Source organism: uncultured Maribacter sp. (assembly GCF_963974015.1).
Classification (GTDB): domain Bacteria; phylum Bacteroidota; class Bacteroidia; order Flavobacteriales; family Flavobacteriaceae; genus Maribacter.
The window spans coordinates 917,797-931,823 of sequence record NZ_CAXBBZ010000001.1 but is presented as its reverse complement, the minus strand read 5'-3'; the positions used below and the strand labels follow the sequence as shown (position 1 = coordinate 931,823).

At 35.0% G+C, this 14,027-nt stretch carries 12 protein-coding genes; 7 read left to right on the top strand and 5 right to left on the bottom strand.

All coding sequences use genetic code 11. The features are described from left to right. Positions 1-24 precede the first annotated feature (24 nt). The 5 genes from AACZ41_RS04070 (at position 25) to AACZ41_RS04050 (ending at position 6,900) form a co-directional block, all read left to right on the top strand. Positions 25-1,530: a hypothetical protein gene (locus tag AACZ41_RS04070; protein ID WP_339626795.1), complete on the top strand. Its 1,506-nt coding sequence runs from the start codon at positions 25-27 to the stop codon at positions 1,528-1,530. Positions 1,531-1,560: 30 nt separating this feature from the next. Beyond that, positions 1,561-3,684, top strand: coding sequence for a Tex family protein (locus AACZ41_RS04065; RefSeq protein WP_339626793.1), 2,124 nt, complete (start codon positions 1,561-1,563; stop codon positions 3,682-3,684). An 8-nt stretch (positions 3,685-3,692) separates the two neighbouring features. Then, positions 3,693-4,595 carry a histone deacetylase gene (locus AACZ41_RS04060; protein WP_339626791.1) on the top strand — a complete coding sequence of 301 codons (903 nt, stop codon included), beginning with the start codon at positions 3,693-3,695 and terminating at the stop codon, positions 4,593-4,595. A gap of 78 nt (positions 4,596-4,673) precedes the next feature. After that, positions 4,674-5,507: a phosphatase PAP2 family protein gene (locus tag AACZ41_RS04055; RefSeq protein WP_339626790.1), complete on the top strand. Its 834-nt coding sequence runs from the start codon at positions 4,674-4,676 to the stop codon at positions 5,505-5,507. Between the two features lie 106 nt (positions 5,508-5,613). Next, the gene (locus AACZ41_RS04050; RefSeq protein ID WP_339626788.1) at positions 5,614-6,900 is read left to right on the top strand and encodes a serine hydrolase domain-containing protein; all 1,287 of its coding nucleotides are present in this window, start codon (positions 5,614-5,616) and stop codon (positions 6,898-6,900) included. A 5-nt stretch (positions 6,901-6,905) separates the two neighbouring features. Here the strand turns inward: AACZ41_RS04050 and recQ are convergent, their stop codons facing one another. The 5 genes from recQ to AACZ41_RS04025 form a co-directional block, all read right to left on the bottom strand. Then, entirely contained in the window at positions 6,906-8,990 is a 2,085-nt protein-coding gene (gene recQ, locus AACZ41_RS04045) for a DNA helicase RecQ (RefSeq protein ID WP_339626961.1), read from the bottom strand. Between the two features lie 116 nt (positions 8,991-9,106). Further along, the gene (gene ssb, locus AACZ41_RS04040; protein WP_091624045.1) at positions 9,107-9,439 is read right to left on the bottom strand and encodes a single-stranded DNA-binding protein; all 333 of its coding nucleotides are present in this window, start codon (positions 9,437-9,439) and stop codon (positions 9,107-9,109) included. Positions 9,440-9,844: 405 nt separating this feature from the next. Continuing rightward, positions 9,845-10,027, bottom strand: coding sequence for a hypothetical protein (locus tag AACZ41_RS04035; RefSeq protein ID WP_339626779.1), 183 nt, complete (start codon positions 10,025-10,027; stop codon positions 9,845-9,847). Between the two features lie 5 nt (positions 10,028-10,032). After that, positions 10,033-11,163 carry a virulence RhuM family protein gene (locus AACZ41_RS04030; protein ID WP_339626777.1) on the bottom strand — a complete coding sequence of 377 codons (1,131 nt, stop codon included), beginning with the start codon at positions 11,161-11,163 and terminating at the stop codon, positions 10,033-10,035. After that, positions 11,156-12,061, bottom strand: coding sequence for an IS1595 family transposase (locus AACZ41_RS04025; protein WP_339626775.1), 906 nt, complete (start codon positions 12,059-12,061; stop codon positions 11,156-11,158). The genes AACZ41_RS04030 and AACZ41_RS04025 overlap by 8 nt, the downstream gene beginning before the upstream one ends. Positions 12,062-12,137: 76 nt before the next feature. Between AACZ41_RS04025 and AACZ41_RS04020 the strand changes: the two genes are divergently transcribed. Both AACZ41_RS04020 and AACZ41_RS04015 read left to right on the top strand, forming a co-directional pair. Next, positions 12,138-12,803 carry a hypothetical protein gene (locus AACZ41_RS04020; RefSeq protein WP_339626773.1) on the top strand — a complete coding sequence of 222 codons (666 nt, stop codon included), beginning with the start codon at positions 12,138-12,140 and terminating at the stop codon, positions 12,801-12,803. Positions 12,804-13,197: 394 nt separating this feature from the next. Further along, complete coding sequence (locus AACZ41_RS04015) at positions 13,198-13,959, top strand: alpha/beta hydrolase (RefSeq protein WP_339626771.1); 762 nt, start codon at positions 13,198-13,200, stop codon at positions 13,957-13,959. Positions 13,960-14,027 lie beyond the last annotated feature (68 nt).

Sequence of the window (14,027 nt, the reverse complement as noted above, 5' to 3'; positions counted from 1 at the left end):
AAAATTAATACAAAACCACTTTTCTTGAATAAAAACATCTATTTATTTATATTATTTGCACTTACACTTATTGCTAATTCAATTGGTCAAGAAACGTTATCTTCTTTTGATATTAAATTAAAATTTCCAAACCAAATAGAACCTTTGGTAATACCCGATTCTAAAAGTAATATTCATTTTTTTTATGCCTCAGAAGATAAAATAACCCATTTAGTTCATAACACAAGAACAAAGGGTCAATCCAAAAAAATATATTCCAGACCTTCAAACATTTTTCCTAGGCTACATGGATTTAGTATTGAAAAAGATGATACTATCAATTTGTTTTTCTCAAATTATGAGAACAATGGTTTTCTTTTAATGTCACTTAATGAGAAAAATGAAAAAATATACGCCAAACAATTCCCATTACAATTTGACAAAAAAGAGCGTTTTCTTGAAACTATAAATCATGAACAAAGGTTTCATATGTTAACATATGTCAAAGGCACCTCAATTATTAAAAGATATACCTTTTCTAAAGAGGGAAGCACAAGTACTATTTATGATTTAAGCGAGTATATCTTTTACAATTCAAATGAGAACGAAGTCCTTCTATCAAATATTATCACATCAAATAAGGATTGTTCTATAATACAAGAGAACATTCCACTTTCAATAGAAATTTCATCTAAAAAGTTAAAAATTTATCCATATGACAAACAACTTTTATTGTCATTTGACCATCGCCTAACTGGCACAAAAATTCTTAGACTAAGCTTATTGGATAATAATTCTGAATCCATATTTCTTAAAACTTCCCTAAAAAAGGATGCCAATTTTATAAAAAAAAGTAATTCATTTATTCTGAATAATAATATTTATCAATTAAGGGTATCAAAAGATACCCTTCTATTTGAAATAAATAATCTTTTAACCAAAGAGCAATTAAAAACTTTTTCCTTTAGTAAAAATGACACTATAGATTTCAAAAATGGCCCTATTTACGAACAAAGTGATGTACCAACATTCTTTATTCCCAAACGCTCGGTAAGTAATAGAAAAGTTATTACAAACACTAATGAACTACTAAGAAAACTATCTAATTCAGATGTAGGCATACAGGTATTTAACAAAGAAGACATTTTAGATATTACCATTGGTGGCGTTAATGTGACACCAGGTAAAATAATGTCGATAATAAATACATCATCCATCTCAATTATTAATTCATCATCGTCATTTTCACCTATACAAAATATGTCTCATACCACGATGCCATTTAGCTATAGTTTCCACTCCTATATAAACAGTAAATCCATATTTTTTAAAAGCTTATTACAAGACCACACGTTAAATCATATACCCTCTAATTCTTCCAATATGCTTAACAATGTATTTGATAAGATGTCAATGCGATCCCGATATCTCAAGAATTCGGTCTTAAAGAATAAATTAGCAATTGAAACCTTTTTTAAAATGGAAGACTTTTTTGTTTATGGCTATTATAACAAAAAAGAGAAGACTTATAATCTAGTGAAATATAAATAATAGCAAAAAGGTCTAATATATTCAAAGACTATGAACCTACTCCCCTACATCTTAAAACACACGCAACTTCCCGAAAAAGGGATTCAAAACACGATTGAACTTTTAAATCAGGATTGTACAATCCCATTTATTTCAAGGTATCGAAAAGAGAAAACAGGCAATCTAGACGAAGTTCAAGTTGGCGCCATAGTACAGTTTAAAGAACAGTTTGAAACACTTGAGAAACGTAAAAAAGCAATAATAAAGGCAGTTGAGGAACAAGATGCCTTAACCCCTGAACTTCATAAGAAATTTGAAACTGCAGAAGATATCACGCAGTTAGAAGACCTTTACCTTCCCTTTAAAAAGAGTAAAAAAACCAAGGCCGAAGTTGCACGTAAAAACGGACTTGAACCATTGGCAAAAATCATCATGGAACAACGAAATGATGATATTGAATTTACAGCATCTAAGTACCTGAGCAACGATGTAGAAAACGAAGATGATGCCCTTGAAGGTGCTCGACATATCATATCTGAATGGATTAATGAACGAACAGATATTAGAAGTCAAATACGGTCTCAATTAGCCCGTTTCGCAATTATTTCCACCAAGATTATTTCCACCAAAAAAAAAGACGAAAAAGCACAGAAGTATCGCGATTATTTTGATTGGAGCGAGCCTTTGAATAAATGCCCGTCGCACCGATTATTAGCCATTTTACGAGCCGAGTCGGAGAAATTCATCCGGGTTAAAATTGAGTTGGATGACGAACGATTATTAGATCGAATTGAAAATAGAATTATCAAATCTAATAACGCTTGCGCTACCCAAATTAAATTGGCAATCGCCGATGCCTATAAAAGATTATTATTTCCATCATTATCCAACGAACTATTAAAAGCTGCAAAAGAAAAGGCAGATGATGAAGCTATTAGTGTATTTTCCAATAATCTAAGACAATTGCTATTGGGGGCACCTTTGGGAGAAAAACGAATACTTGCTATTGACCCCGGTTTTAAATCGGGCTGTAAGGTAGTATGTTTAGATGCTCAAGGCAATTTAGTTCATAATGAAAATATCTATCCGCATGCACCGCAAAACGATGCAAGCGGAGCCATTAAAAAATTGAGTTCATTAGTTAATGCCTATAAAATTGAAGCCATCGCCATAGGTAATGGCACGGCATCTAGAGAAACCGAACATCTAGTCAAAAAAGTGATATTCAATAATCCGGTTGAAGTATTTGTAGTCAGCGAAGCTGGCGCATCTATTTATTCTGCATCAAAGATTGCACGTGATGAATTTCCAAATTACGATGTTACCGTACGTGGTGCTGTTTCGATTGGGAGACGTTTGGCCGACCCACTTGCAGAACTGGTTAAAATAGATCCGAAGTCTATTGGTGTTGGCCAATATCAGCATGATGTAGACCAAACTAAACTAAAAAATTCGCTTGACGTCGTAGTAGAAAGTTGTGTAAACTCTATTGGAGTAAATATAAATACAGCCAGTGTTCCCTTATTAAGTTATGTTTCAGGTATAGGGCCAAAATTGGCTGAAAACATTGTTATCCAAAGAAAAGTAAAAGGCGCATTTAAAAGTAGAAAGGAGATTATGGATGTTCCTCGCTTAGGTGGAAAAGCATTTGAACAAGGAGCCGCATTTTTACGAATAAAAGACGCTGATAACCCTTTAGATGATTCTGCGGTGCATCCAGAAAGCTATGCTATTGTTAAACAAATGGCTAAAGATAAAGGCACCGAAATTCTATCCTTAATCGGCAACAAAGCATTACTTAAAGAGATAGAATTAAAAAAATATTGCACCGAAAATGTTGGTCTACCAACTTTAGAGGATATTCGTTCAGAATTAGAAAAACCGGGATTAGACCGCCGGGAAAAAGCGAAAGTTTTTACCTTCGACCAAAACATTAAATCGATTACCGATTTACATAGTGGTCAATTACTACCCGGTATCGTTAACAACATTACCAATTTTGGGTGTTTTGTAGATATTGGCATTAAAGAAAGTGGCCTGATCCATGTCTCCAACCTTTCAGATTCCTTTGTGAAAGATGTAAATGAACATGTGCATCTTCATCAACAAATTATCGTAAAAGTTTTGGATGTTGATGTTCCAAGAAAAAGGATTCAATTGAAGCTTCACAAATAATAGAGGGGATGCTTAAAATAGCCTACCATCCCATTTATAAACATCCATTGCCAGAAGGTCATCGTTTTCCTATGATGAAATATGACCTTTTGCATCAGCAATTGCTTTATGAAGGTACGTGTACAGATGCTAACTTTTTCGAACCTGAAATTCCTAATGACAAGTATATTGTAGCCGTTCACGATCCTGAATATTTTTATGATTTGTTGAATATGAAAATTTCAGCAAAAGTGGCACGAAAAATAGGCTTTCCCCTTTCAGAAGATTTAGTGGAACGTGAACGCATAATAGCAGATGGTACATTAAAAGCCTGTGATTTCGCTCTTCAATATGGAATTTCAATGAATATTGCTGGTGGCACACACCATGCATACAGTAATCACGGGGAAGCTTTCTGTATGTTAAATGACCAAGCCATTGGCGCAAAATACCTATTGAACAAAGGCTTAGCAAAAAAAATACTCATTGTAGATTTAGATGTTCATCAAGGTAATGGAACCGCTGAAATCTTTCAAAATGATCACTCAGTGTTCACCTTTTCAATGCATGGAGAAGCAAATTATCCATTTAAAAAAGAACAATCAGATTTAGATATTCCATTACCTAAAGGTATCGATGATAAAACGTACCTCTCCATTCTTAAAGAGAACCTACCCAAATTAATAGATACAGTTCAACCAGATTTCATCTTTTACCTCAGTGGTGTTGATGTTCTTGAAAGTGATAAATTGGGTACTCTTGGACTATCATTAGAGGGTTGTAAACTTCGAGACCAGTTTGTTCTTGATACTTGTATAAAATTAAAAATACCTGTGCAATGTAGCATGGGTGGTGGGTATTCCGAAGACATTAAAATTATTGTGGAAGCACATGCAAATACGTTTCGATTGGCGCAATCTCTATATTTTTAGATAGGTTTTCTAGGCATAGAACTCAAAATTAATTGGTACAGGTTATTTTTAAAGTTGATAGAAGTTTAAATTTACGGCATGAAAAAGTTAGTCATACTCTTTGTTCTAATTTGTAGCTCAACTTTATATGCCCAAAATATAGCTACAGATTCAACGCTGACACGATGGAATATGTTTACCTACGACGTTGGTAATATGTTCAAAGGTGTTGGTTATTCTTATGCAAGACCGTTACATTGGCAAGGTCAACAATGGGCACAATTTGGTGCTGTTGTTGGCGGCACTGGTTTAGTTTATATAGCAGATGATAACACATCAAGGTTTATTCGAAACAACAGGGAAGGTGTTCCACAATTCCTACGTCAGTATGGAGAAACTTATGGTAGTCCAGAAAATAATTATATAGCAACATCTGGTGTTTACTTTGCCGGATTGATTACAAAAAATGAAAAATTACGTCGCACAGGGGTATTGTTAGTCTCGTCTGCAACCTCTGCCGGGCTTTTACAACAAGTGTTAAAGTCAGTTGTAGGTAGGGCAAGACCTTTGGCTAATTTAGGTAAGGACACATTTGACCCTTTTAATTCGAGTAGAAACTTTCATTCTTTTCCATCAGGCCATGCATTATTGGCTTTTACCAATGCGTATGCCATTGCAAAACAATTTAAAAATCCTTGGGTAAAAGCTGGTATTTACACCGTGGGTGCCATACCGGGCATATCGAGGGTTTGGGATGGTCAACATTGGTTAAGCGATATGGTTTTTGCATTCGCAATAAGTATAGCTACTGTTGAATCAATAGACAGATATCTAGACAAAAAGTATGACGAGAAATATAACAACCAACAAAAATTGGTGAGTTGGAACTTAAATTTTGGTCCGGGTCAAATGGGTGTAACTATCAATTTCTAACTTAGCTTAAATTCTAACTACACTTAATTTTCTTCTTCATATACAAATCTTATTGAAGTTTATTTAAACTTTCAGTACATTAGTCCTACACCTGAAAACCGAACTAATGAAAATTCTGATTAATTTTTGTTTTGCCCTATTCACAATAGTTTGTATCTCTCAAACTCCATCCCTAAAAAAATCACCTGTATTAGAAATTGGGAATGCAAAAGATGTAGGCATGTCACCAGAGCGTCTTTCAAAAATAGACGCCATGATTTCAGCAGAAGTTACTAATGGCAATATCCCTGGGGCTGTTGCTCTAATTGCACGTAATGGTAAAATTGTGTTTTATAATGCTTACGGAATGGCAAACAATGATGCAAAAATTCCGATGAATAAGGATGCTGTTTTTCGTATTGCATCCCAAACAAAGGCAATAACCTCAACAGCCGTAATGATGCTATGGGAAGAAGGTAAATTTCAGTTAGATGATAAAATATCACAATATATTCCTGAATTCGGTGAGGCTCAAATACTAGATACCTTTAATGAAGCGGATGATACATACACTACAAAACCTGCAGAAAATCAAATCACCATACGAGATTTATTGACCCATACATCTGGTATTGGTTATGGAGTGATTGATGGAGATGAACGATTCAAGAAAATTTATGCAAAAGCGGGAATTACCGATTTATTCACAACAGAGAAAATAACCATTGCCGAAAGTGTGAAAAAATTGGCAGCCCTACCATTACATCATGAACCAGGTGAAGCATTTACCTATAGCGAAGGATTAGATGTTTTAGGATATTTTATCGAAGTTATTTCTGGTGTACCGTTCGATGAATTTCTCAAAACTAGAATATTTGAACCACTTAATATGAAAGATACTTGGTTCTACCAACCAAAAGCAAACTACAATCGAATGGTAGCTGTCCAAAAAAAGGAGAATGACCAATGGATAAAGTATCCCATTACCTTTTATGACACCGATTATCCCATAAAAGGAGCAAAAACTTTCTTTTCTGGTGGTGCCGGCCTTTCAAGTACCGCTAAAGACTACGCTACTTTCTTACAGATGTATCTAAACGAGGGTGAATTGAATGGAGTGCGCTTATTGAGTAGAACCACGGTAAGAAGTATTTTAGGCAATCAGATAGGAGCTATTTGGGATGGGCCTAAAAACCACGGACTAGCATTTTCAATAGTAAATGAAAAAGGTGAGATTTCAGGTGGACTAGGTAGTGACGGAACATTTGAATGGGGCGGTTATTTTAACACCCAATATTTTGCCGACCCAAAAGAAAAAATAATTGGTATTTTAATGAAACAAACCCAAGGCCCTGTTGATGATAGTACAAGTTGGAAATTTAAGCAAATGCTTTTTTCCGCTATCGATAATTAAGCTCTTTAAGAATCGAGCAAATACAAGCCTAATTTAATTTTCCAATACGGTATTTGCTCTTCAAAGAATTCATAGTAATCTTTTAAGCCAGTGGCATCAGTTAGTTCAGATTTTGCATTTTCTATTTTTGCTACTTCCTCAACACTTACAAATTGATTCAAATCAAGCTCCTCACCTTCCGCATGTTTTTTCATGAGGTGACCGTAAATGGTATTCTCAGAAAGGTTTCTTACAATTGCAATTTCTGTAACTGTTAACCCGTCAGAGAATAATTCGAAAGTTTGCTCGTGCGTTGCTTTTTTTGATTTTTTTGCAGGAGCATGTTTGGCAATTTCCTTAATAAATATATCGGCGTACTTTTCTAATTTGGCTTGCCCTACACCAGAAACCTCCAAGAATTCTTTTTCATTTTTAGGCAACTTGAGTTCCATATCCTTTAAACTGGCATCACCAAAAACAACATAAGCTGGCACGCCTTGATCCTCGGCAATTCGCTGTCTTAAAAGCCGAAGTTTTTCGAAAAGCCCTGTTTTTGGAGTTTTGGTTTTGGCTGACGTTTTTTTCTTTTCCTTCTCTGTTTGCAAGATGGCCAATTGAATTGTTTTATTGGAAAAGAGTACCTCTTTAGCTAAAGGTGTTAATCCCAATCTTGCCCCTTCCCTAAAATTAATATCCAACACGCCTTGGTTCAATAACTGAATAACATACTGTTGCAGGTCTAACCAAGACACGTCCTTTACGGCTCCATATGTTTTAACATTCTGATATCCTCGTTCTAATACTTGGGCATTTTGTGCTCCCCGCAAAACATCTATGACCATCCCCATCGGCTCACGTTCTCGTAATCTTGCAACGGCAGAACACACTTTTTGAGCTAGTAAAGTGGCATCAAAATACGCTGGAGGACTTGCACATATATCACAGTTACCACAGCCCTTGGTTACCTGTTCTCCAAAATAGTTCAATAACGCTATACGACGACAGCTTAGCGCTTCTGCAAATTGCTGCATACGGTCTAATTTGGCATATTCTACATCGGCATTCTCACTTTGCGAAATAAATCTACGTAGCTGTGCCACATCGGCAAAACTATAAAACAACAATGCATGGGCAGGAAGACCATCTCGGCCACCACGACCAATTTCTTGATAATACCCTTCTATATTTTTGGGAAGGTTATAATGTATCACCCAACGCACATTACTTTTATCTATTCCCATACCAAAGGCAATCGTCGCCGCAATTATAGGAACTTTATCGGTTATAAATTCTTCTTGCACGGTAGACCGTTCTTCAGAAGACATACCGGCATGATAGGCCTTAGCTTTTAAACCGGCCTTTTGCAGCTTTTCAGCGATTGCCACCGTACTCTTTCGGCTCAAACAATAGACAATGCCGCTTTCATTTGGTCGGTCTTCCAAAAAATCGAGTATATGCTTAATTCGGTCTTGAGCAGGTTTAACATCCAGGTATAAATTAGGTCTATTAAAGGACGCCAAATGTCGTTCTGCATTCGGAATTTTTAATTGGTCGGCAATATCATCTTGTGTCGTTCTATCAGCCGTTGCCGTAAGTGCCATTACAGGAATATTTGGAAAACGTTTTTTTAAACTACCCAACTGCGTATAGGCAGGTCTAAAATCGTGCCCCCATGAAGAAATACAATGTGCCTCATCTACGGCAAACAAACTAATCTTTAAATTTTCTAATATAGAATCAAAGAAGCCTAAACTTTCTGGAGCTACATAAAACAGTTTCAATTCGCCCTTTTCTAATTGCTGCAAAATTGCCTGTCTAGTTTCTTCTGATTGGGAACTATTGTAATAGGCCGCAGCAATACCATTGGCCTGCAATACATCAACCTGGTCTTTCATTAAGGCGATCAGCGGTGATATTACAATCGCCGTACCTTCTAAGGCCAATGCCGTCAATTGAAAACACAATGATTTTCCTCCTCCAGTCGGCATAATGGCCAACACATCTTTTTTGCTAAGGGCATCTTCTATTATCGCCAATTGATTCGGCTTAAAGGAATCATAACCAAAATGGATTTTTAATAAAGGGAGTAAGTCTTGCTCTGTAATTGTCATATTTTGCAAAAATAGTGTTTGAAAATGTCTTTGTGAGCGAAGCGAAGCAATCTGTTGTATTTGCATTTTGAACCTACAGGTCACTCCGCCATAACTCCTCGTGAATTAGGCATTCCCTACTTCCCCAACATCAACAATTCATTACACCTAATTTCGGTAATGTATCGTTTCTCACCTTCTTTAGTTTCGTATGAGCGATGTGTAAGTTTCCCTTCGATAGCGACTTGCTTTCCTTTAGTCAAATAATTCTCCACAATTTCTGCAGTCTTTCCCCAGGCTACAATATTATGCCATTGTGTATCATCAACTTTTTCACCCTTTGCATTTTTAAAACTATCGGTAGTGGCAATTGAAAATTTAGCCAATTTTGTACCTCCTTCTAAGTTTACAATTTCTGGGTCCTGACCCAAGTTTCCAATCAATTGTACTTTGTTTTTTAGTGCGTTCATCTTAAATAATTTTATCGTTAAACAATTTATACTATCAAGCCTCGCTGACTCAACACTGCAAACCTAGAACAGCATTGAAACATTAATCGGTTTGTAAGCGTTTACTATCGTTTGTTATCGTTTACAGTCGTTTAAAAACTTTTATTAAACTTATTATCGGGAACTATATACTTGTTTACACTTAAAAGGAAAGTTTTATTTCGGATGCTATATCCAATATTTTTTTTCGGCTGATTGATTACTACTTTTATTATGATTACTATATCGCTAAATCAATATAGCAGAGCATAACTTTTTTCGTATAACAATATTCCGAATATCAATGAGCGTGTTGCATTGTCAATGAATCGTTTTCTTAGGACGTTTCCAAGACTGTACGGTCAGAACCGATGCGGGTGTTTCTAACTAATTTCCAAGACCCTTTATGCATTGTCTTGCTATCTCTATAACCTCGTTATTGTCTAAATTGTGTAGTGGTTCTTTTTGGCAAGAAACCCATCCAATATTTTCTTTTGATTTAAACGAAACAATGCCATTTTCATATTTCACTTCATATTCTTTACTTCTAAATTCTATTTTATTTTCCATAACAATTAGTTGTTTTTATTAGGATTCCAATTTAAGCCCTTTGTTAAATTCTTATTGAAATCTGACATAGGTTGCTCTATTGGAGTAGGTTTTGGTAATGGTGGTGGTGGTGGTAACTTTTCACCTCTATTTATTTTAGATACAACCCTATCAAAATCAGAAACGAACTCTTTATCTTGCTTTATTCTAAATTTTTGATATTCGCTTTCCGCAAACTTTTTAGCTACATCCTTTCTTATTTTACCAGCATCATCTAATAAATCATAATCATTGAACTTTAAAAAAGAATCTAGCTTATCGGCCCATTCAGCCATTGTCATTGTCTTGCCTCTCTTAGCCTGAAGTTCGGCAAAATCTAAATACATATTCACTAAGGTATTTAATTCTCCAATCTCTTCCTTTTTAAGATAATTCTTAGCTACTGAAACATCAGTCTTAATTATTTTACCACCTTTTTTTTCATTTTTCCAGCTAGTTAAGCCCATATTAGGCTTTTTTGAATCAGCTCTAAGTTTTATAATTTCAGGTGCGGTATGATGCGTTATCGCAAACTCAAGTTTGTTTTGTACTGTGGCAAAAAATAACCTTGTTATCTCGGCTTTTGAGTCGTAATCAATTGAAGTTGCATACAAGTCTGTTATTTTTTGATAAAATCTCCTTTCAGAAGCTCGTATCTCCCTGACAATTTCAATTAATTCATCAAAATAGTCTTTGTCAAAAAGATTCTTACCTTGTTTTAATCTATCATCATCAATTGCAAAACCTTTAACTAGATAGTTTTTTAAAACACTACTGGCCCATATACGAAACATTGTAGCTTTTTGAGTGCTTACACGATAACCTACAGAAATTATTGCATCTAGGTTATAAAATTCAATGTTTCTTTGAACATCCCTATTACCTTCTTTTTGAACTGTCAAGATTTCCTTGACAGTTGAATATTTATTTAGCTCACCCTCTTTAAATATGTTATTCAAATGAAGGCTGATATTTTGCTTAGTAGTATCAAAAATATCAGCCATACCGTTTTGAGAAACCCAAACTGTTTCATTCTTATCGTCAAGTATCACTTGGATATTGGCAGTACCATTATCCGAGGTATAGAACATAAATTCTGTGTTCTCTAAACTATGCATTTATCAATTTTTTATAGGTTATTCTATTCTCGGTGTTCTGTAAAAGTAAATTAAATCTCATTGCTTCGCTAGAAGTTCTTGAATTGTAACGGAATACAAATTCATCAACATATAACTGTAAGTGCTTTTTAGAGGTGAAATGGTATATTCCAAAAATACCTCTCTTTAATAAAGACCAAAACCCCTCTATTGTGTTTGTGTGTACTCTACCTTGTACGTATTGGAATTGGCTATGCTTTACCACTTGGTGGTCGTATACTTTTTTTAAACGCTTATAAGATGTGTATTCATCAGTATAAAGTTTAGCAGTTTCTTTTACGCTTTTAAGTATTTCAGTAGATAGCGTTTCATAAGTAGTATTAGGTATTTGCTTTGCGATTACTTTACCGCTTCTTTCTACCATTCCTAAAACTGGTGTTTTATCATCACTAGTGCCTTTAAACTTCTTGTTAGCGTGTCTGTTTTTGTTCTTACCGACTACGAAAGTTTCATCTGCTTCAACTTCATTATCTAATTGAGTATCATTGTCGATACCAAAACATTGACGAATCCTAGATAACATGAACCAAGCTGATTTTTGTGTGATGTTCAAATCCCTACCTAACTGTAAAGATGAAATACCTTTTTTGTGAGAAGTAACCAACCATATACCTAAGAACCATTTTTGAAGCTCTATTTTGGTATTATCAAAAATAGTGTTGGTCTTTACGTTGAAATACTTTCCAGTATTCTTACATTTATATTTGTTCCCCTTACAGTTATAAACCTTAGATTCAGAATCGAAAGGACTTACTACGTTTCCATTCCATCTTAATTGCTCTAAATGGTCAATGCAAGATTGTTGATCAGGAAAGGCTTTGATTAAGTCTAAAATCGAATTGAAATCTTGGTTGATCATAACTGTATTATTATACAGCTAAGATAAGTAGTTAATTACACTTATCCTAGTTATTTAGTGTAAATAAGTTCTAATAATGGAGAAACTGATTGACTTATTTAATTTAATATTTTTTGATGCTAAAAAATCGATTGGCGTAAGAGTAGGTAATTTCGTAATGGTTATATTGTTTGCGCTTTTTTTGGATTTTTGCTTTCAATTTACTTATAGAAGTTTTGAAACGTCAAAGCTTGAAAACCTAGAACGAATAGCCAACCTTAAAAATTCATATAAGAATGATGATGATGTTTATAAGATGCTATTGGATAAGGAAAAAGAAATTTTAGAAGGAGAACACTATTATCATTTCTTTTTATCTTCTTGGTCATCTTTATTAGAACTCAGTAAAGCCCAACAGCCCCCTAAGAAAACAGCAGAAATCCAAATTGACAGTCCTAAATCTTCCATTACTTTATATTTTTTAAGTTCTTCTATAATATTCGCACTTGTTTCTCTTTTATGTTTTTCTGCGCCTGTATGGTCAAATAATTATGACTATAGCAACATCAGGGATTCTTTTACATTAGGATTTGTTTTTTCAGTTATCTGTCTGTTTTTAACATTAGTCACTTCATCTATTCCTATAATTTTTGATAATAATATTTGGGTAAATTATATTTTATCATTTGCAATTCAAATCCTGTTTATTTTAATTATAGCCGCTATGGCAACAAGATTGAGAAGAAGAAAAAAAGAAGTGTAAAGTGATATATAGTTCCCTTATTATCAATAACCTACATATTTAATAATACATAAAAAATATTTCAAATTAAATAAAATTGTGTTCTTTAAATGAGAATTAGAGGTATAGAATAAATTTTCAACGTATCATGAAATGAAATAAATTTCAAAGTATCGTAAACATTCCATATATTTAAGTGTAATTTAAACACTTTAATATGTCGACCATGCCATTAAACCTCACAAAAAGTTTCGTTTTTATCGCAACACTTTTTTTCACCTCAGCAACAATAGCCCAAGACGGAACAATCTATCCACTTGCAGCCCCTGATGAACCAACGGCCATTCCACTCAATACAGGTGGCGTCGAAAACCAGCCTGCTTCTGAGACCTGGTTTCGCCAATGGGGAGACCCTATGGCTCGAAATATAACAGAGGCAACCTTGACCCCCTTTTTACCCGATCCTGACAAGGCTAACGGCACAGCGGTAATCGTAACTCCAGGTGGAGGTTTTATGTGGCTCTCTATGGGCAATGAGGGCTGGGAAGTAGCGGAAGCACTGGCTGAGCAAGGTATCGCAGCGTTTGTTTTAAAATATCGCCTTAAACCCACCGATGAATCCCTTGAAGATTTTAAGACTTGGATGAATCGTCCGCGACCAGCACCATCAGAAACTTCGGATACATTGAAAAATACAACACAACCAAGCACTCGGCAACGTGACTTATCCGATCAGTTAGAAGATGCAGAAGCGGCTTATGCCATGATAATAGACCGAGCTGATGAGTGGGGGGTAGATATAAATAGAATTGGAATGATCGGCTTCTCTGCCGGCGCTGGACTTACCATGCATTCAACCCTAAATTCCAAGACCATGAAGTTGGCTTTTATTGGTCCTATCTATGGAGGTATGGGACCTGTAGATGTTCCTAAAGATGCACCACCTATGTTTAACGTTATTGCTACGGATGATTTTCTTTTCCTGGGACAATTTGGAGTAATTGAATCTTGGTACAAAGCAGGAATTCCAGTTGAGTTTCATCTTTACCAAAACGGGGGCCATGGTTTTGGCCTAGGGAATCCCAATCGAACAAGCAACCGTTGGTTCGATTCCTTTATGCATTGGCTTGAGGTCAACAAATTTCTAGAAGCCACTACTGTTAAGAAATCAAAGTAAATTATAATATTATTAAAAACATCTTAAATATACATTGTTCATTCAACTTTGAAAATAAGCATAGAAAT

Coding starts and splice junctions, on each gene's coding strand:
- recQ (WP_339626961.1), bottom strand. CDS start 8,990: ATGACAATTACAGAGCAAGACTTACTCCCTTTATTAAAAATCCATTTT.
- AACZ41_RS04025 (WP_339626775.1), bottom strand. CDS start 12,061: ATGATCAACCAAGATTTCAATTCGATTTTAGACTTAATCAAAGCCTTT.
- AACZ41_RS04015 (WP_339626771.1), top strand. CDS start 13,198: ATGGCTCGAAATATAACAGAGGCAACCTTGACCCCCTTTTTACCCGAT.
- AACZ41_RS04030 (WP_339626777.1), bottom strand. CDS start 11,163: ATGCATAGTTTAGAGAACACAGAATTTATGTTCTATACCTCGGATAAT.
- AACZ41_RS04020 (WP_339626773.1), top strand. CDS start 12,138: ATGGAGAAACTGATTGACTTATTTAATTTAATATTTTTTGATGCTAAA.
- ssb (WP_091624045.1), bottom strand. CDS start 9,439: ATGAACGCACTAAAAAACAAAGTACAATTGATTGGAAACTTGGGTCAG.
- AACZ41_RS04035 (WP_339626779.1), bottom strand. CDS start 10,027: ATGGAAAATAAAATAGAATTTAGAAGTAAAGAATATGAAGTGAAATAT.
- AACZ41_RS04055 (WP_339626790.1), top strand. CDS start 4,674: ATGAAAAAGTTAGTCATACTCTTTGTTCTAATTTGTAGCTCAACTTTA.
- AACZ41_RS04060 (WP_339626791.1), top strand. CDS start 3,693: ATGCTTAAAATAGCCTACCATCCCATTTATAAACATCCATTGCCAGAA.
- AACZ41_RS04065 (WP_339626793.1), top strand. CDS start 1,561: ATGAACCTACTCCCCTACATCTTAAAACACACGCAACTTCCCGAAAAA.
- AACZ41_RS04050 (WP_339626788.1), top strand. CDS start 5,614: ATGAAAATTCTGATTAATTTTTGTTTTGCCCTATTCACAATAGTTTGT.